Source organism: Ruegeria sp. CDSB117 (genome assembly GCF_059611005.1).
In genome coordinates this window covers 112,293-130,633 of the sequence record NZ_JBXWOS010000012.1, presented here as the reverse complement: position 1 = coordinate 130,633, position 18,341 = coordinate 112,293, and the positions used below count along the sequence as shown (strand labels likewise).

At 54.9% G+C, this 18,341-nt stretch carries 14 protein-coding genes; 4 read left to right on the top strand and 10 right to left on the bottom strand.

All coding sequences use genetic code 11. The features are described from left to right. The first annotated feature begins 107 nt into the window (after window positions 1-107). Window positions 108-929 (top strand): hypothetical protein, encoded by an 822-nt coding sequence (locus tag AC2FJC_RS14925; protein ID WP_496740092.1) that lies wholly within the window; start codon window positions 108-110, stop codon window positions 927-929. A 251-nt stretch (window positions 930-1,180) separates the two neighbouring features. Here AC2FJC_RS14925 and AC2FJC_RS14920 read toward each other — a convergent pair whose 3' ends face one another. The 4 genes from AC2FJC_RS14920 to AC2FJC_RS14905 all read right to left on the bottom strand — a co-directional run bounded on the left by AC2FJC_RS14920 (window position 1,181) and on the right by AC2FJC_RS14905 (window position 8,627). After that, window positions 1,181-3,022, bottom strand: a complete 1,842-nt coding sequence (locus AC2FJC_RS14920) for a UvrD-helicase domain-containing protein (protein ID WP_496740091.1) — start codon at window positions 3,020-3,022, stop codon at window positions 1,181-1,183. Between the two features lie 18 nt (window positions 3,023-3,040). Next, on the bottom strand, window positions 3,041-5,077 hold the full coding sequence (locus AC2FJC_RS14915; RefSeq protein ID WP_496740090.1) for an ATP-dependent nuclease: 2,037 nt from the start codon (window positions 5,075-5,077) through the stop codon (window positions 3,041-3,043). Between the two features lie 434 nt (window positions 5,078-5,511). Beyond that, window positions 5,512-7,929 carry a DNA topoisomerase (ATP-hydrolyzing) subunit B gene (gene gyrB, locus AC2FJC_RS14910; RefSeq protein WP_496740089.1) on the bottom strand — a complete coding sequence of 806 codons (2,418 nt, stop codon included), beginning with the start codon at window positions 7,927-7,929 and terminating at the stop codon, window positions 5,512-5,514. A gap of 125 nt (window positions 7,930-8,054) precedes the next feature. After that, on the bottom strand, window positions 8,055-8,627 hold the full coding sequence (locus AC2FJC_RS14905; RefSeq protein ID WP_496740088.1) for a TetR/AcrR family transcriptional regulator: 573 nt from the start codon (window positions 8,625-8,627) through the stop codon (window positions 8,055-8,057). Window positions 8,628-8,726: 99 nt separating this feature from the next. On the opposite strand from AC2FJC_RS14905, the gene AC2FJC_RS14900 reads away from it, so the two are divergent. Further along, entirely contained in the window at window positions 8,727-9,293 is a 567-nt protein-coding gene (locus AC2FJC_RS14900) for a carboxymuconolactone decarboxylase family protein (protein ID WP_108861618.1), read from the top strand. On the opposite strand, the gene recF is transcribed toward AC2FJC_RS14900, so the two are convergent. From recF to mutM, 6 genes are all read right to left on the bottom strand, one after another. Beyond that, on the bottom strand, window positions 9,290-10,387 hold the full coding sequence (recF, locus tag AC2FJC_RS14895; protein WP_496740087.1) for a DNA replication/repair protein RecF: 1,098 nt from the start codon (window positions 10,385-10,387) through the stop codon (window positions 9,290-9,292). The two genes, AC2FJC_RS14900 and recF, sit on opposite strands and share 4 nt — an antisense overlap. A 59-nt stretch (window positions 10,388-10,446) precedes the next feature. After that, a complete protein-coding gene (gene dnaN / locus AC2FJC_RS14890; protein ID WP_496740086.1) occupies window positions 10,447-11,568 on the bottom strand; it encodes a DNA polymerase III subunit beta in 1,122 nt (373 codons plus the stop codon). A 228-nt stretch (window positions 11,569-11,796) separates the two neighbouring features. Then, on the bottom strand, window positions 11,797-13,182 hold the full coding sequence (gene dnaA, locus AC2FJC_RS14885) for a chromosomal replication initiator protein DnaA (protein WP_496726659.1): 1,386 nt from the start codon (window positions 13,180-13,182) through the stop codon (window positions 11,797-11,799). A gap of 540 nt (window positions 13,183-13,722) precedes the next feature. Then, entirely contained in the window at window positions 13,723-13,986 is a 264-nt protein-coding gene (gene rpsT, locus AC2FJC_RS14880; RefSeq protein ID WP_496726660.1) for a 30S ribosomal protein S20, read from the bottom strand. Window positions 13,987-14,218: 232 nt separating this feature from the next. Beyond that, on the bottom strand, window positions 14,219-14,995 hold the full coding sequence (acuK, locus tag AC2FJC_RS14875; RefSeq protein ID WP_496740085.1) for an acryloyl-CoA hydratase: 777 nt from the start codon (window positions 14,993-14,995) through the stop codon (window positions 14,219-14,221). A 66-nt stretch (window positions 14,996-15,061) separates the two neighbouring features. Beyond that, the gene (mutM, locus tag AC2FJC_RS14870; protein ID WP_058276504.1) at window positions 15,062-15,913 is read right to left on the bottom strand and encodes a bifunctional DNA-formamidopyrimidine glycosylase/DNA-(apurinic or apyrimidinic site) lyase; all 852 of its coding nucleotides are present in this window, start codon (window positions 15,911-15,913) and stop codon (window positions 15,062-15,064) included. 86 nt (window positions 15,914-15,999) lie between these two features. On the opposite strand from mutM, the gene ubiE reads away from it, so the two are divergent. Both ubiE and ubiB read left to right on the top strand, forming a co-directional pair. Then, window positions 16,000-16,752: a bifunctional demethylmenaquinone methyltransferase/2-methoxy-6-polyprenyl-1,4-benzoquinol methylase UbiE gene (gene ubiE, locus AC2FJC_RS14865; protein WP_496740084.1), complete on the top strand. Its 753-nt coding sequence runs from the start codon at window positions 16,000-16,002 to the stop codon at window positions 16,750-16,752. Next, window positions 16,752-18,281 (top strand): 2-polyprenylphenol 6-hydroxylase, encoded by a 1,530-nt coding sequence (gene ubiB, locus AC2FJC_RS14860; RefSeq protein ID WP_496740083.1) that lies wholly within the window; start codon window positions 16,752-16,754, stop codon window positions 18,279-18,281. Before ubiE ends, ubiB begins: the two co-directional genes overlap by 1 nt. Window positions 18,282-18,341 lie beyond the last annotated feature (60 nt).

Genomic DNA, 18,341 nt, shown 5'->3' with positions numbered 1-18,341 from the left:
GTCGGGCCGTCGGGGGTGCGTGTCGATCTATCCTCATGTGGGCTCTATACATGCATCCATTCGCATTGGCAATGGACTCGACGCGAATAAAGTGACTGCGACTGATGATGACTGAAAACGAATTTCAAGATTTGGCTAAAACCGAAAACTGGATTGCCCTCGGAGCGTGGCTGAATCGCGTTGTCCAAGACAGCCAAGCCTATGGGTACGCGTTTCCGGACGATGCACTCCAAAGTGTTGCCGCGATCAGAGGCACAAAGCCGGCAAGCCTTCGCAATCCGATGTCCGCGGCGAAATGGTTGGAACAAAACCGACCCGATCTTTTTGAATCAAAGCCCGACTGGCTGGCGATGATGCAAGTTATTTTGCTTTCAAGGATAGATCGGTATGACCCCAAGAAATCCAAAGAGATAGCTGATGCCGTTCTTTCAGGGGAGTTGTCTCAAGCGGATACAAAATCTATTCTTGATGAAGCTCGATTGGCGGAGAAGCCGGCGGTCGTGATTGCCAGAGGTGGTTTTGGCGGCCAGCGAAGAGCCCGAGACTTCGAAGTAAGCGCAAAAATGCTTTTCAAACAGAACCCTAATGACATCTTCAATGTGGAAAATTTGACTGTTCGAGAAGGCAGAACGTTCGAGCCTCTTGCCACAGACTTAATCGTATACGAAGGCTCGGAGCCTTTTGCCGCGATTGAGATCAAAGGCCCAAGGAATAGAATTGATCCTGGCTACCTGATTGACCAACTGGCAAGAGCAGCACTTCTTTTGAGAAAGGTTCCTCAAGTACTATACGTTGTTCCTGAGCAATCTGAGTACAAACTGGGTGAACTTGTGGCGATACGCGACAAACTCGAAATCGAAGGAATTAAATTTGGGACATTGCCGGAGAAAAGTCGGCTCACACCAAAAGATCTAAAGGTTCAGGGATGATGTACTCTCTGAATGTTGGGTGTTATGCCGCGCGCGAAGGTCTGCAAAGCGTAGGAAGCGGACACTGCAAAGTTGCGAAGCCTTCGAGTTCCTTCGGCCCTTTCCTGCCATTCATCGATTGTTCAGGTTGCTGCAGGCGCAGCCCGCTTTGCAGTCATTCGCTTCAAGCGCGAAACCCTGATCCCCACCCACTGAAGTGGTCCTCCGCAAAGTATAGAAAAACGGATGAAACACATGGCAAAAAGTGCCGCTTATAGGTCAATAATTTTAATCTGATCGACATCAAGAATACCACGTTCAACCAACTCTTCTTTCGCCGACTTTGGTTGTGTTGAAAACCATACAACGCGCAGGTTTTGTTCGGCTCGAGAAAAGCTCACATAAGCTAGTTTTCTGGAGCGCTCATCTTGTCCGGCTGTCGGAGCACCAAAGGTATTGGGTGCCAGTAGTTTGCTAAAGCTGTAGTTATTCCACTTTGCTTCTGTGTCATCAAAGACAACCAAGACATCTTTGTACTCCTCACCCTTAACCCCGTGCTGTGTACTGAAAGGTGTGTTGTCAGCAACGAAATCAAAATACGTTTCAAGTTGACCAACTGACATCTGGAAAAACTCATCTGCAAGCCAATCACTTTTATCCTGTTCATGAACGTCTCTATCGAAAGCCTCTGCACGTGGCTCACGGTCCAAGTGGGTTGCTAACCTTTCGGAAACGGAAATCAGTCCAAGCCCTCGTGACTGGTTGAGCACTTCCTTCGTAGTCCCAGTCGCCCATGCTTTACTTAGTTGCTCGATTGCAGCCTCAGCCTGCTTGATGACCACGGACAGGCTTTCGCTGGCTAGGTCACTATCCGATGAAAATGCGGGGCTTCGCTCTTGCAAAATTTCTACTATATTCCTGTTCTTCTCATCTCTGACTGCGCGAACGAGTGGAATGAGGGTTTTCAAAAATGGCGTTAGGAGAAAGTGCTCACCAGATTGGAAGTCATCTTGTGCTGGTTGTGAGGCGTAAGGTCCGTTAAACAAGCTATTTAGTGCTTCAAATCCAAGCCTCCGCGCAATCATTTGCCGAACAAGGAACAACTTCATCACTTCGGATGGATTGTTCCAGCCGATTTTGGCTTCAACATCGGCAAGCTTCGCCAAGACTTTTTCAGTCTGTTCTGCCGTGTAAGTCTTCCTCTCGCCCAAAGGTTCTTCGGCTTCAACCAACCAGAATTCGACGCTTCCTTCGAGTTCGGCAGCATTGCCCGAAGCGACTTGCTGTACGTCAGGTCGGAAAGCATTCAATAGCGCAACCACTTGTGGAGAGCATCGAAAATTCTCAGTTTTGGTGATAAGCTCACCGCCCTCTGGGGGCGCAAAATCGCTAGCGCGTTTGTCATAGATTTGCTGCCACGGGTCACCAAAATACCCAACTACGGGAAAGCCATCGCCCTTACCCAACTCGTTCAAACCTTCAACAATCGAAACAAAGGTGTCTTGAGCTTCATCTACGAAGATAAAAGGGTATCTGGCCCCTAAGATGCGCCTGAACAGTTTGCGTTCCTGAAGTAGGTATGCAGCAACCTCAATAACGTCATCATGACCCAATAAACCTTCTGAGAAGCTGCTAAAACTGGAGTCGTCATAGCGCCATTTCTGAACGTCATTTGTTGCATTGAGTTCGGCGCTCAGGCGCTCCACTTTCTCTCTGGCACGTTTAGCTTTCTGGGAATTACCGCCATTATCATCGCTTTGGGCTTTCGCGATATGATTGGGCAAAAGGTATTCAATGACCGCAGTTTTAATGTCGCGTTCATATGTTGATATTTCACTCCAAAGAAAACTATGGAGCGTGGAAACCTCGAAGAGCTCATCGAATCCGAGCCGCTGTTCAATCACTGCCACGGCGCGTTTGGTAAAGGTTATGCAAGCAACTCTCTGACCGTTGCGCAGCAACTCGGACCCATGAATTTCGCGCACTTCCGTCAGGGCGTCCACAAGTGAGCTAGTTTTGCCTGCACCTGCGCCGGCAATCAGGGCAAAGCTACGCTCTTGTTCTAGGCACTTCCTTACCCTCTTATCTGCTTCTGTGATTATTTTCGTGGTCATAGTGGTGAGGTCATTTTCTTAAGCCTTGGCACAAGTTTCTTCGAGCCACTTGAGACCTTCGTCAATGTAACTTGGGACGGCCCACTCGGCGCTACTTGCCAGCACTTGCATAGCAAAATCTGTCTTCTTCATAGCCGAAGACCGGATGTAGTCGTAGATTTCTTGGTAGGCTGTTGCAGCATCTGCAGAAATCTCAATATCTATAGAAAGCTCATCTGCCGTGAATTTTGAGAGATTTCGGTAAACAAAGTCTTCTTCTAACGTTCGGGCAAGGAGCTTTTGTCCATCAACCTCGTATTCAGTTTGAAAAATAACACATCTCGCTGGTGTGCCTTTGCTCCTGTCCTGAATGGTTAACGCGCGAAGGTCCTGAACCGTAGTTAGATTGAAAAAGTGCTTTAAAGCTGCGTTGGTTGTAACCGCATCTGCGGTGTCCGCGCGGCATGCTTTATGCCTTCCGGCTGCTTCTCCGGAGTCCAAATCGGTAATTATGAGGGTTGGCAAGTTCAAAAATCCGACAAGCTCGTCGAAGCGGTGTGCATAGGCTCCCCCAACCTCCAATAGAGAAAGAAAGACTTTCTTGAGCTCAGGTGCAGACTTGGCCATCATTTCGGGCAGCAAGAGCTTTTCGACTGCACCTTCCACAAGGATAGCGGCATCAGAGAAAAACAAGTCACAGTGCGTAAGGCGCAAATAACGCTTTAAGAATGCGAGCGCATCATCGCTTGAGAACAGCTCATTTCCTTCGTCGTCAAGGGTGGGCACTGGTCGAAAATCACGAAGACTTTTGACTTCTGTAGCGTTCAGAACTGGTTCAATAACTGGGTCATCATCTGCAAGGTGACAACGTGAAAAATACCTAACCTTCGCAAAATCGACCGCGTCTAGTACGTGCGACGAGTGTGTTGTCACCAATAGTTGCGGAACTCGTCCCTGAACATTTTCAGACTCTGCGGACGCATTCAGAACCTTCCAAATATTTTTTATGAAAGTCTGTTGGACTTGGGCGTGAAGGTGAACCTCAGGCTCTTCTATGAAAATCAAATGGCATAGCGGGCGGTCTTTCTCAGTTCGTGCCCATTGCGCGTGAAAATGCTTAGCTTGGATTGCCATGTAGATGAGGTTCTTAAAGCCAAGGCCGTTGTATTGCTCGGGCAACTCATGCTCTTTGGCTTGGTCAATGTAGAGTAGGTTAGTGTTTCCTTTTAGGGCCGTTTCAGGGCTCAGAGTCGAAACGAGGCGGAGATCTCGGTCATTGGCCGACGGCACACCGAGCCCACCAATCATGTCGAGTAGCGGCTGGAACTGTTGTTCGTAGTGCGTTGAGAGCTTGTCATTGTTGTCCTTAATGACGGCATGTGCTTCCTGGGCGGCTTCGACTTGCTCTAGGTTCTTTTCGTAAAAATCCGAAAATGCCTTGGATAGACGATTGCCGCGCCCACTGTCGCTGTCGTCGATATTCCTCTGCGCATCGATGAAGTCGACACGAACGAGGCCGTCAATCAGCTTTTTGCCGTCGGCTGGCGAGAGGGGATTCGGGTCTGCGTTTCTCTCCAGTGCGTAGAAACCAGTCTTGAAGTGTCGTTTGAAGACAGCCTTGTCGTCCAAGAAGCTGGTCAATCTTGGCCCATCGTCATTTTCGATGTCGTCGCCAAATGCACGATGAAACTCCGCCCGTAGAGCTGCGAAATCTTCGACGCTTAGGCTGAGGCGCACACCTAGTTCTTCAAAATCATCTGAAAGATTGGGAACAAGCGCTGCAGCCCGACCATATTCAATCTCGTCCGGATTCACTTCAAACCAAATGTCCAAACTTATTTCAGGGAAATTGTTTTCATCACCAGTGCGCCCAAAATGGTCGATGTTTGCGACGCACCCAACAGAAAAATCGAAAATACTAAAGTCTTTCCCGCCCAAGAAACTACGAACAACCGCAGTTGCAGATGTCTTACCGCTATTGTTTGGGCCAACAAAAACGGTTTCCGTGCTTTCACAGTCGATGTTTACTTGCTCGAGACGCCGAAAATTGACGATGGCTAATTCTTTGACTTTCATTAATATCTTCTTTGCAATTACAACCTCAAGTGTAGCGCGCAATGTGAGTCTTGAAAAGTGGGCCAGCATGCATTGTCCGGCACGAACGTCGAGGCCGGAAACTTTGGTCTCGAACGGAAATGGTGGAGCGAATCCAAAGGTCCGCTCTCCCGATCACAGCGTCAATTGCTGCTGGCGCAGCAAAGGTCTGCTTTAAGCCCGCCCTGCTGGTGCTTGTCAGCCTTGCAGGACCAAGCGAATGTCTCCTTCGGGCTGGAAGCGGCCATCCGAAAACCTTCCCCGGCAATACGTCGATGGCGCTAAACAAGCAAAGAATGAGACCCGAAGATATGGAACCTCGAACTAAGAAAGTTGAATGTTAATACGCCCAGAGTTTTGGGCCAAAAATGCAAATCTTTGGGCGAAATGCAAAGCTATGGGCGCACCTACAGATCCTAGAAATCCAGGTTCTCCACGCTCAGGGCATTTTGCTGGATGAACTCGCGGCGAGGTTCCACCACGTCGCCCATCAGCTTGGTGAACAGATCATCCGCTTCGACCATGTCGTCCACCCGCACCTGCAAAAGCGTACGTGCGTCCGGGTCCAGCGTCGTTTCCCAGAGCTGATCCGGGTTCATCTCACCCAGACCTTTGTAGCGTTGCAGCGACAAGCCCTTTTCACCTTCTTCCAGAATGGCGCGCAGCAGATCCAGCGGACCGTGAATTGCCTGTGACCGGTCGCGACGGACCAGCGTTGCCGGGGTGTTGTAGATCTCTTGCAGGCTTTTGGTGAAGCTGCCGGTCTTACGGGCCTCACCCGAACGCAGCATCGGGCCGTCCAGAGTCCGCACCTCTTCGACACCGCGAAGAATGCGCGCCAGACGGATGCCGTGATCCTGCGTGATCCGGCCCTGCCAGCCGCGTTCGTATTCCAGCGCGATCAGGTCCAGACGTGCAGCGACTTTGTCTGCCACGCCCTGCAAGTCCGCATCGACCGCGCCTGGCACAAAAGCACCTGCAACGGCGGCCTGTTCCAGGATATGGCGTGGATAGTGGGTTGGAAAGGCGTCCAAAACGCGCTTCAACTGACGCGCTTCGTCGACAATGCGCGTCAGATCCTGACCCAGGATCTCTTCGCCAGAACCGAGCTTCAGCACGGCCCCTTCGACACCTTGGTTGACCAGGTATTCATCCATCGCCGCCTGATCCTTCAGGTACACTTCGGATTTTCCGCGCGCCACTTTGTAAAGCGGCGGTTGGGCGATGTAGAGATAACCGCCCTCAATCAGCTCAGGCATCTGCCGGTAGAAAAACGTCAACAGCAATGTCCGGATATGCGCACCGTCGACGTCCGCATCGGTCATGATGACGATTTTATGATAGCGCAGTTTTTCGATATTGAACTCGTCTCGCCCGATCCCGGTTCCCAACGCCATGACGAGATTGCCGATTTCCTGAGATGACAACATCCGGTCAAACCGTGCACGTTCGACGTTCAGGATTTTACCCTTGAGAGGCAAAATTGCCTGAGTTTGCCGATCGCGGCCCGTTTGCGCTGATCCACCTGCGGAATCACCCTCAACCAGGAAGACTTCGGTTTTGGTCGGGTCCTTTTCCGAACAATCCTTGAGCTTGCCAGCCAGAAAGTTCACATCCATCGCCGTTTTGCGGCGGGTCAGCTCGCGCGCCTTGCGAGCGGCTTCACGGGCCAAAGCGGCCTCAATAATTTTGCCGACAATAATCTTGGCCACGTTCGGATTTTCTTCGAACCATTCAGCCAGCTTTTCGTTCATCAGACCTTCGACTGCAGGGCGCACTTCGGATGACACCAGCTTGTCCTTGGTCTGGGACGAGAATTTAGGGTCGGGGACTTTGACCGACAACACACAGGTCAGACCCTCGCGCGCATCGTCGCCGGTAAAGCTGACCTTTTCCTTTTTCGCGATCCCGCTGGTCTGGGCGTAATTGTTGATCGTCCGGGTCAACGCACCGCGGAAACCGGCAATATGGGTTCCACCATCGCGCTGTGGGATGTTGTTGGTGAAGGGCAGGACTGTCTCGTGATAGCTGTCATTCCACCACATGGCGATTTCGACACCGATATCGTCGCGCTCACCCTTGATATAGATCGGTTCGGGCATCGCGGACGTCTTGGAGCGATCTAGGTATTTAACGAATTCCTTGACGCCGCCTTCGTAAAACAACTCAGTCTCTAACCGCTCTGCCGGGCGTTCGTCGATCAGGATGATCCGTACACCCGAGTTCAGGAAGGCCAGTTCGCGCAGACGCTTTTCCAGCGTCTCGAATGAATATTCCAAGTTTGAGAACGTATCCAACGACGCCAGAAACCGCACTTCGGTTCCGGTCCGGTCACCGCATTCAGCGACAACTTTCAGATGCTCGACCGTCTCACCGCCTTCGAACCGTGCAACGTGTTCTTTACCGTTGCGCCAGACACGCAATTCCAGCCAGTTGGACAGTGCGTTCACAACTGAAACACCCACACCGTGAAGACCGCCCGACACCTTGTAGGAATTGCTGTCGAACTTGCCGCCGGCATGCAGCTGGGTCATGATCACTTCGGCGGCGGAAACCCCCTCTTCGGGGTGAATGTCGACGGGAATTCCGCGGCCGTTGTCGCTGACAGAAACACTGGAATCCGCGTGGATTTTGACGGTTACATGGTCGGCGTGACCGGCCAAAGCTTCGTCAATTCCATTGTCCACGACCTCGTACACCATATGGTGCAGGCCCGAGCCATCGTCCGTATCCCCGATATACATGCCGGGGCGCTTTCGAACTGCCTCTAACCCTTTGAGAACTTTAATGGAATCTGCACCGTATTCCTGGGGTGCCTGTGCGTCTTCGGACATGCCGTCAGTACCTATATTATTTTGGTAACTTATACGTTTTCTGGGGGGGATTGTCACGCGCTACCCCAACATTTTGTGTCGGCCTTGCGTGATTTCGTTTCTTTCGGTAGCTGACTGCCGAATCCCTACAAACGGTCGATATCGGCCGCTATATCCGCTGCGATTTCATGGGCGTCGACATCACTGCGCTCGGCCGACAAACGCAGCCCCAAAAGGTCAGATTGATAACGCGTCGCCAGCCGGTTCGGATCATGTTCGGCGGCGATATCTCCGGCCTCCTGCGCCTGACGGAACAGGTCTGCAAAACAGGCCTTCATCTCGGACATGAGGACACCCGCCTGCCCCGCCAGTTCGTGATCTTTGGCCTGCAATTCAGCATAGGTCTTAGCTAACATGCAGGCTTTTGCTGGCGCTCCGCTGGCCTCGATCACCAAACGCGGCTGCGCCTTCAAAGCTTCCAACGGTCCTAACCGGTCAGCCAGAGCCTTCAATCGCGCGACACCCTCTTGTGCGTAGCGTTGCAGTGCCAGCCCATACAAAGCATCCTTGGATCCGAATGCCGCATAGAAACTGCCAGGTTTCAACTTCAACTCGCTTTCAAGGTCTTTCAGGGATGTGCCAGCCCAACCCTGACGCCAGAAAACATCCCTGGCCCGAGCAATCAGGTCATCACGGTCATATTCGGGTTTGCGAGGCATCACCTTCACCAATTCTTGAACGATTGCTCAAATATATACTTGAGTGATCACTCAAGAAAGACTATTTCTGCCTGAACGCGCCAGAAAAGGAGTTCCGACATGGCCAATTTCCCGTCACATGATCTCGAATCCGCCCCCGAAGGGTCCAAACCGTTGCTGGAGAAATCGCAGGCCGCTTTTGGTCGCCTGCCCGGCCTGCACAAGGTCATGGCCGAAAGCCCCCAGCATCTTGAAGGCTATCAAGTTCTGCACGGCCTGTTCATGCAGACCGATTTCGACAACGACGAAAAAACCGTCGTCTGGCAGACCATCAACGTGGAAAACGAATGCCACTATTGCGTACCCGCACATACCGGCATCGCCAAGATGATGAAGGTTTCGGACGAGATCACCGAAGCCCTGCGCAATGAAACCCCGCTGCCGTCGGCCAAGCTTGAAGCACTGCGCACCTTCACCCTGCAAATGATGGAAACCCGCGGCAACCCGACCGAAGCACAGCTGCAGGCGTTCTTTGATGCGGGCTACTCGCACCGCGCAGTTTTGGATGTGGTTCTCGGCCTAGCGCAAAAAACCATGTCGAACTACGTGAACCACATGGCAAAAACCCCGGTTGACGAAGTCATGCGCGGCTTCCTGTGGGAACGTAAGGTCGGCGAGCCGGCCTAAGCGGACACGACCGAGCCCTCAAAGCCATCACTCACGATCAATGATTGGGCTCGGTCGCCCAGTTCCGCAAACAGCTCAGGCCCGGTGCCCGTCATCCAGGCCTGAGCGCCCAGTGCACAAATCTCATCATACAGCGCCGCGCGCCGATCCGCGTCCAGATGCGCCGCCACCTCGTCCAACAACACGATCGGGGGTGCGCCGATCATACTCGCCAAGGCCCGTGCGTTCGACAGGATCAATGAGACCAACAAAGCCTTCTGCTCACCGGTCGAACAATCCTTGGCCGGAACGCCCTTGGCAGCGAACACCCCGTACACGTCCGACCGATGCGGCCCCACCAGTGTACGTCCAGCCGCCAGATCCCGGAACCGGCTTTCACTAAGTGCTTCGCGCAGATCCGCTTCCGTTTCCGGCATCGCACCTTCGGTCTGTACCAGCTCCAAGTCCGCCGATGGAAACGCGGTTTCCGCCTGATCCTGCGCCGCGCGCAGATGATCCAGCGCCAAAAGCCGCGCCGCGTGGATGCGGTGACCAGTCTCCGCCATCTGCCCTTCAAGTGCGGCATACCAATGCGAATCCCGCACCTGCTCTTTCAGCAGGCGATTCCGTTCGCGCATGGATTTTTCGTAAGTTAAAGACGCCTCAGCATGGGCTGGGTCGAAACTCAGCGCGATCCGGTCCAGAAAACGCCGACGTCCTTCGGCCCCCTCGATCCAAATCCGGTCCATCGACGGGATCAACCAGACAATTCGCGCCAGCTTGCCCAGATCAATCTGGCTGGACGCCTTGCCATCAATGCGAACCTGCCGCGCGACACCGCCCTCGGACCAGGTTTCTATCTCGTATTGTCGCCCCTGCGCCTGCAGCACCCCGGTCAGTTTCCAACCCAGCGCCTCGGGGCGTCGGGTCATCTCGGCCGCGCTGGCCCGCCGCATTCCGCGACCGGGGGAAAACAGGGACACCGCCTCGAGGATGTTTGTCTTGCCCGCGCCGTTCGGCCCGTGAATCGCAACAGGCCGACCATCCAAAGATAGTCGCGCCAGCTTGTGGGACCGAAAATGCGAGACGGTAAGCTCGGTCAGGGCCAAACCCATGACCCCTCCCTTCATCTTTTCAAAAATACTCCCGCCGGAGGCATCGCACGTCCGTGCGATCAGACGCGCATCGGCATGACGACGTACACGGCGCTCTGGTCACCGCCCTCGCGCATCAGGGTCGGGTCGGCGGCTGAATTGAACAGGAAAACGGCGTTCTCACGATCCACCTGCGAAGCGATTTCCAGCAGGTATTTTGCGTTGAACCCGATCTCCAGGCGCTCATCACCATAAGCGACTGCCAGTTCTTCCTCGGCCGCGCCGCTGTCTGGCGCGTTGACCGACAGCACCAGCTTATCGGTATCCAGCTGCAGCTTTACGGCACGAGACCGTTCGGACGAAACTGTCGCAACCCGGTCCACAGCCTGTGCGAACTCGGCTGCGTCAACTTCCAGCTGGCGTGTATTGCCCTGCGGAATAACGCGTGTGTAATCCGGGAACGTGCCGTCGATCACTTTTGAGGTCAGCGTGATATCCGGGGTTGCAAATCGCACCTTCGTTTCGCTGACCGACACAGCGATATCCATCTCATCGTCGTCCAGAAGCTTGCGCAGTTCGCCCACGGTTTTGCGCGGTACGATCACACCGGGCATGTCTGCAGCGCCATCGGGCAGATCCGCATCGATGCGCGCCAGTCGGTGGCCATCGGTGGCCACACAGCGCAGCACCTTGCCGCCTTCGGATCCGTCGGCCACATGCATATAAACGCCGTTCAGATAGTAACGCGTCTCTTCGGTCGAGATGGCAAATTTCGACTTATCGAACAACCGGCGCAGCAAGGCTGCCGAGGCCGTAAAGTTCGATTGGTATTCCGAGGACGCCATCACCGGGAAATCTTCCTTCGGCAGCGTCGCCAATGAGAAATTCGACCGGCCTGCTTCAACCGTCAGACGACCTGCGGCGCTGTCGGCGGTCAGTGTCACCAACGCGCCATCCGGAAGCTTGCGCACGATCTCATGCAAAGTCGTTGCGGCGACCGTTGTAGCCCCGGCTTTTTCGACCTGCGCAGGCGCCTTGTCGACAACTTCGATATCCAGATCGGTCGCCCGGAACATCGCCTGATCGCCTTCGGCTTCGATCAAAACGTTGGCAAGTATGGGAATGGTGTTGCGACGTTCGACAACAGATTGGGCCTGGGAAACGGCCTTGAGAAGGGTGCCGCGTTCGATGCTGATCTTCATACCCTTAATTCCTCTGACTTGCGTGCCGAAATGGGCGGGACTGGCACGTTAGCGGTTCCGCCCTGAGGCACAAGGATTTTTTATGGATTTCTCGGTCGGATTGCCCAAAGCGTCAAGGGCCGCGTGGCCCAGCGGGCACAGTTCATTTCCATCCGTGGAAAATAGCGCACAAGAAAACGCCCCGGGCGTGAGGGTCCGGGGCGTTTCTCAAGTGATATGGGTAGGAGCTCAGGCTTCCAGCGCGCGCCGCAGCATTTCCACATCTTCAGCAATCTGGCCGTCTGTGGTTTTCAGCTCTTCGATGCGTTTTACGCCGTGCATGACAGTCGTGTGGTCACGTCCTCCGAACCGGCGGCCGATTTCCGGCAGCGACCGGCTGGTCAGTCGCTTGCACAGATACATCGCAACCTGACGCGGGCGGGCATAAGACCGCAGGCGTTTAGGCCCAATGATGTCGGACAGGCGGATGTTGTAATAGTCTGACACTTTACGCTGAATCTCTTCGACAGTGATCTTGCGCTCGGATGCGCGCAGCACATCGGCCAGGCAGTCCTGCGTCAGCTCCATGTCGATCTCGCGCCCCACCAACGAGGCAAAAGCGAACAGACGGGTCAGAGCGCCTTCCAGCACGCGAACATTGGTTGAGATCCGGTGCGCCAGGAACTCGAGGACGCCATCGGCAATTGTCAGGTCGGGATATGTGCTGCTGTATTGCTGCACCTTGTTTTGCAGGATGCCCAGTCGCAGCTCATAGTCGGTTGGGTGCAAATCGACCACCAGACCACATTGCAGACGCGATTTCACTCGATCCTCAAGGTCTTTGATCTCACCCGGGGCGCGGTCGGCCGAGATGATGATCTGCTTGTTCTGGTCTACCAGCGCATTGAAGGTGTGAAAAAACTCTTCCTGTGTCGAATCTTTGCCTGCGATGAACTGCACATCGTCCACCATCAACACGTCAACCGACCGGAACAGATGTTTGAAGTCCATCATTCGGCGTTCGCGCAAGGCCTGCACAAAGCGGTACATGAACTGTTCCGCCGACAAATAGAGCACGTTCAACTCGGGGTGCTTTGTTTTCAACTCCCATGCAATAGCGTGCATCAGGTGCGTCTTACCCAGACCAACGCCACCGTAAAGAACCAGCGGGTTGAAGGTCACAGGACCACCTTCAGACACACGACGCGCCGCGGCATGGGCCAGTTCGTTGGGTTTGCCGACGACAAAACTGTCGAAGGTAAAGCGGGAATCCAGCGGCGCGGCCTGCAAGGACTCAAATGCCCCATTCGCGGCTTCCATCTGCGGCGCAACAGGTGCATCCCGCACAACTGTCGGCTCGGATTCGGCCTCTGCCTTAGGGCGCGCCGGTGAGTTGGCAGCGACGCGAAAGGTCAGTCGTTGAACCGTTTCCCCTGCGGTGTTCATCTCATACAATATGAGATCCGCAAAGTTCTGACTGACATAGTTGCCCATGAAATTTGTCGGCACGGAAAACACCGCTACACCGTCCTGCAGCTCTTGGAATTCAAGAGGTTCGATCCAGGTCGTGTAGTTGTTTTTTCCGATGGCCTTGAGCAACTTGTTACGTAGTAGTCCCCATTTCTCTTGTGTCATTAAGCGCCTCACGCATCCCATTCTTTATTGGCCTGTCGGCCTTATTGCTATTTTCCGGTTGCCCGGATTAAGCTTTCACACGCAAAAGGGTAACCAACGCCAAACCGCAGAAGTTTGGCGGGTGTGTTTTGGAAAGTCCGCACATCCCTATTTTCCGGCGCTCCATACCCGGAACGCCCTAAAAACAGGGTTGCGCAACGCAATCTCATATTCGACAGGGCTTGGTTCCCTGGTGACCCAAGGACCGCAGCAGATTAGCAAACCAGTTGCCAACATTCGTTCCTGACCGTCCTGATGCCCGTCAGTCTAGTCGTTGGAACAGCCTGTCCCCCCAAGCGAGTGAATCGCTGTAACAGTGGTAGCAAGAGGCCAAGGCATCCGGCAACGAAACTCTGATATTGACTCGTATCTTTCGCCGAAAGAATCTCTCGGGTTTGTGAAGGCGCGGCTTTCCGGCAACAGCAAAAAAAAAGCGCCGCAGGACGCGGCGCATTTTCTATCATTTCACCTTGTTTGGTTGACCCAAGGTCAACCCAGGTCTTAGCCCAGCGCTTTTACACGAGCCGACAGACGCGACATTTTACGCGACGCGGTGTTCTTGTGGAAAACGCCTTTTGTGACGCCGCGCATCAGTTCAGGCTGAGCTGCGCGCAGTGCTGCGGTTGCAGCGTCCTTGTCACCGGATGCGATCGCTTCTTCTACCTTACGCAGGAAGGTGCGGATGCGCGAACGACGTGCTTTGTTGATTGCGAAACGGCTCTCGTTCTGACGAGCGCGTTTTTTTGCTTGGGGCGAATTAGCCATGTGTGTCTCTGACCTTTGGTTCGGTACGTTGTCTAGGGTTGCGCGCCACGGAATATCCGCACCGGATCAGAAATCACGAGTGTGAGTCGGGCCAAGCGGGCCGCACGCGCATGTATAGCGGCGGTTACTACCCAAGTTGGCCGGGTTTGCCAAGCCGATTCTTTTGATGCGGATAGCTGGTATGAAAAAGGCGGGCAAAAGCCCGCCGGTTTCGATTTGATCAGGGCACCGATTACTTGTCGCGGAATTGCGCGGCGCGTTTTTCCAAGAACGCGGCCATGCCTTCCTTCTGATCCTCGGTCGCGAACATCGAATGGAACACACGGCGTTCGAACAGCATGCCTTCGCTCAGCGGCAGCTCATAGCTGCGGTTTACCGATTCCTTGGCTGCCATTGCGGTCAACTGCGATTTTTCGGCGATCTTCTGGGCTGCGCCCATCGCCTCATCCATCAGTTTCTTGGCGGGAACGACGCGGCTGACAAGACCAGCGCGTTCAGCTTCTTCTGCGTCCATGAAGCGGCCGGTCAGGTTCATATCCATGGATTTGGACTTGCCGACAAACCGCGTCAGGCGCTGGCTGCCCCCAAGCCCGGCAATGACGCCAAGATTGATCTCAGGTTGGCCAAATTTGGCAGTGTCCGCTGCGATGATGAAATCGCACAGCATCGCAAGTTCGCACCCGCCGCCCAACGCATATCCGGCTACGGCAGCGATGATGGGCTTGCGGATCGCGCACACGCGGTCGTTCAGAGCACCAAACAGGTTCGAGCTGTAAACGTCCACAAAGCTCATCTCGGACATTTCCTTGATGTCCGCGCCCGCGGCGAACGCCTTGTCCGATCCGGTGATGACGATGCAGCGCACTTTGTCATTGCAATCCGCATCTTCCAATGCCGAGCACAATTCCTGCGCCAGTTGTGAGTTCAGCGCGTTCAGCGCATCGGGCCTGTCGAGCTTGATAAGGGCGACGTGGTCTTCGATTTCGACGATGATCGTCTCAAAAGCCATGAGGTGAAAGCTTCCGGTTGTTCCGTTCAGGTACGATTCCTTACCACGCGCATTCGCTGGATCAAGCTATCTTTGGCATTGCGCACAGTAGAAGGATGAGCGACCGGACTGGGTGATTCTTTTGATTGGAGCCCCACAACCGTCAGTCCTGCAGGGTTCTCCCTCACGGCCATAGACGTCAAAGCTGTGCTGAAAATATCCAAGTTCTCCATCGGCTTGGCGGAAATCGCGTAGGGAAGATCCACCTGCTTCGATGGCGTCCTGCAATACCTTCCTGATGATCGGAACAAGTGCTGCGACTCGGGTCGCAGAAATTTGGCCGGCTTTGCGACGTGGCGACACTCCGGCTCGAAATAGCGCCTCGCACACGTAGATATTGCCCAGGCCGGCAACGATTCCCTGATCCAGCAGCGCCGATTTGATCGGAGTGTTCTTTCCCCGAAACGCATCGATCAGATGTTGTTCGTGAAAATCATTACCCAAAGGTTCAGGCCCGAGGACAGACAGCAGCTTGTGATCGTCCGCAGTTGCTGTCTGCAATAGGTCCATCGCACCAAACCGGCGCGGATCGTTGAACGTGACACGTGCACCATTGGCCATGTGAAAGACCACATGGTCATGTTTTTGGGTTATCGGATGTTCATGCACGAATTGCCCAAGCGGATCGCCGGATACGGTCATCCGGCCTGACATGCCCAAATGGATCAACAAGGTTTCACCACTGCTGAGATCGGCAAGAATGTATTTTGACCGACGACGCAATTGTTGAACCGTCTGCCCGGTCAACCGCTCGGCCATCCGTTCAGGGAAAGGCCAGCGCAGATCGGGGCGATTCACATCTGCCCGGTCGATCACCACGCCTTCCATCGCTGGGCTCAGGCCGCGTCTTACTGTCTCGACCTCGGGCAATTCCGGCATTACACGGCTCCTATTCCAAAGGGCCGCATTGTGCCCCGGTTCCAGAGCCCTATAACAGAGGCGAAATTCGAAAAACGGCAAGGCTAATGTCCGACAACAGCGACAAGACCACTCATTTTGGGTTCGAAACCGTACGTGAGGCTGAAAAGGCCGGGCGTGTACAGGGCGTGTTTAACTCGGTCGCCTCGAAATATGACGTGATGAACGATGTCATGTCGATGGGCATTCACCGGGTCTGGAAAGACGCGATGATGGACTGGCTTGCGCCCCGCCCAGGCCAGCGCCTGCTGGATGTCGCAGGTGGCACCGGAGATATCTCGTTCCGTTTTCTGAAACGCGCGGGCTATGGCCATGCCACTGTCCTGGACCTGACCGAGCCCATGCTGGTCGAAGGCCGACAGCGCGCCGAGGCCGACCAGATGGTCGACAGCCTGAACTGGGTGGTCGGCGACGCGATGGCTCTGCCCTTCGACGACAACACATTCGACGTCTACACCATCTCGTTTGGCATCCGGAACGTGACCCGCCCGCAAGAGGCACTAAACGAAGCATTCCGTGTGTTGAAACCCGGCGGCCGCCTGATGGTGCTGGAATTCAGCCAATTGCCTAATGACGGGCTGCAAAAGCTCTATGACCTCTACAGCTTTAACGTCATCCCGCGCATGGGGAAACTCATCGCCAATGACTACGACAGCTATCAATACTTGGTCGAATCGATCCGCAATTTCCCGGATCAGGAAACGTTTCTGGGCATGGTCCGCGCGGCCGGATTTGAAAATGCCAAGTACCGCAACCTGAGCATGGGCATCGCCGCGCTGCATTCCGGCTGGAAAATCTGATGCGCGGACCACACAACATCATTCGCCTGATCCGCACAGGCGCCACTCTTGAGCGCACAGGCGCCATGAACGTTGTGCTGGACGCGTTCGAAGCGCCGCGCGCACTGCGGTTTCTGGCGCATGCTTTGGGAAAACCGTTCCAATGGCTGGGTTACAAAGGCGATCCTGACATGCCCCCCGCCACAAGGGCGCTGACGGCGCTTGGACCGGCATACATCAAGTTTGGTCAGGTACTGTCGACCCGCCCCGATGTGGTCGGGGATGAGTTGGCCGAACAATTGCGCGTGCTGCAGGACAAGCTTCCCCCATTCTCCAAAGCCGAAGCCATGGCCGAGGTTGAAAAGGAACTGGGCCAGCCGGTTTCCGAAGTGTTCAGCGAATTCAGTGAACCCATCGCCGCGGCCTCAATTGCTCAGGTCCACAAGGCCAAGCTGGTTAGCACCGGCGAAGACGTCGCCGTCAAAGTTCTGCGCCCGAACATTGAACGCGCCTTCCGCAAAGATGTAGACGCATTTTATTTTGCCGCCCGCATCGTGCAGCTATTCGCCCCCGGCGCGCGCCGCTTGCGCCCTATGGAGGTGATCGAACATTTCGACGGCGTGGTCCGCGGTGAGCTCGACCTGCGGTTGGAAAGCGCCGCCGCGTCGGAATATGCGGCCAACACCAAGAACGACACAGGCTTCTGGCTGCCCCCGGTCGTCTGGTCCCTGTCCGCCCGCCGCGTGATGACGCTCAGCTGGGCCGACGGCGTTCCGCTGGGCGACAACGCCGCGCTGGACGCCGCCGGGCACGACCGCGGCGATCTAGCGGAACGCGTGCTGCGCCTGTTCCTGCTGCACGCGCTGCGTGACGGTTTTTTCCACGCTGACATGCATCAGGGCAACCTGAAGGTCGCGGCAAATGGGGACATCATTGCCTACGACTATGGCATCATGGGTCATATCGACGAATATACCCGCCGGGTTTATGCCGAGATCCTCTTTGGCTTTATTCGCCGCGACTACAAGCGCGTGGCCGAAGTGCATTTCGAAGCCGGCTATGTCCCTGCCGACAGGGACGTCGACGAGTTTGCCCGCGCCCTGCGCGCGGTCGGAGAGCCGATCTTTGGCATGGATGCCACTCATATTTCGATGGGACGCCTACTGAATTACCTGTTCGAGGTGACAGAACGGTTCGGTATGGAAACCCGCACGGAACTGATCCTGCTGCAACGGACCATGGTGGTTGTCGAAGGTGTGGCGCGGTCACTGGACTCGCGCATCAACATCTGGGAAGTTGCCCGCCCGGTTGTCGAAGATTACATCAAGCAATCCATCGGCCCCCGGGCTGCACTACGGGATTTTGGCAAAACCGCTATGGTGCTGGCCCGCTTTGGCCCGCGCCTGCCCGCTTTGGTGGAAAATGCGCTGATCGCGCAGACGCAAAAGGACGACACTCAGAACAAAGGCCTATCGGCGGCCATTCTTCCAGCAACCATCGGCGCCGCTGCGGGCGCCGTAATTGTCCTGATCCTGACAGCCTTCACCTAAGGCAAATCCGCCAGCTTCATCTGGCCAAAAATATCCTCGGGGGGGGTCGCGCCGAAGGGC

Coding starts and splice junctions, on each gene's coding strand:
- ubiE (WP_496740084.1), top strand. CDS start 16,000: ATGTCCGACAACAGCGACAAGACCACTCATTTTGGGTTCGAAACCGTA.
- AC2FJC_RS14925 (WP_496740092.1), top strand. CDS start 108: ATGACTGAAAACGAATTTCAAGATTTGGCTAAAACCGAAAACTGGATT.
- AC2FJC_RS14915 (WP_496740090.1), bottom strand. CDS start 5,077: ATGAAAGTCAAAGAATTAGCCATCGTCAATTTTCGGCGTCTCGAGCAA.
- AC2FJC_RS14900 (WP_108861618.1), top strand. CDS start 8,727: ATGGCCAATTTCCCGTCACATGATCTCGAATCCGCCCCCGAAGGGTCC.
- rpsT (WP_496726660.1), bottom strand. CDS start 13,986: ATGGCTAATTCGCCCCAAGCAAAAAAACGCGCTCGTCAGAACGAGAGC.
- dnaA (WP_496726659.1), bottom strand. CDS start 13,182: ATGACACAAGAGAAATGGGGACTACTACGTAACAAGTTGCTCAAGGCC.
- mutM (WP_058276504.1), bottom strand. CDS start 15,913: ATGCCGGAATTGCCCGAGGTCGAGACAGTAAGACGCGGCCTGAGCCCA.
- acuK (WP_496740085.1), bottom strand. CDS start 14,995: ATGGCTTTTGAGACGATCATCGTCGAAATCGAAGACCACGTCGCCCTT.
- ubiB (WP_496740083.1), top strand. CDS start 16,752: ATGCGCGGACCACACAACATCATTCGCCTGATCCGCACAGGCGCCACT.
- gyrB (WP_496740089.1), bottom strand. CDS start 7,929: ATGTCCGAAGACGCACAGGCACCCCAGGAATACGGTGCAGATTCCATT.
- AC2FJC_RS14905 (WP_496740088.1), bottom strand. CDS start 8,627: ATGCCTCGCAAACCCGAATATGACCGTGATGACCTGATTGCTCGGGCC.
- AC2FJC_RS14920 (WP_496740091.1), bottom strand. CDS start 3,022: ATGACCACGAAAATAATCACAGAAGCAGATAAGAGGGTAAGGAAGTGC.
- dnaN (WP_496740086.1), bottom strand. CDS start 11,568: ATGAAGATCAGCATCGAACGCGGCACCCTTCTCAAGGCCGTTTCCCAG.
- recF (WP_496740087.1), bottom strand. CDS start 10,387: ATGGGTTTGGCCCTGACCGAGCTTACCGTCTCGCATTTTCGGTCCCAC.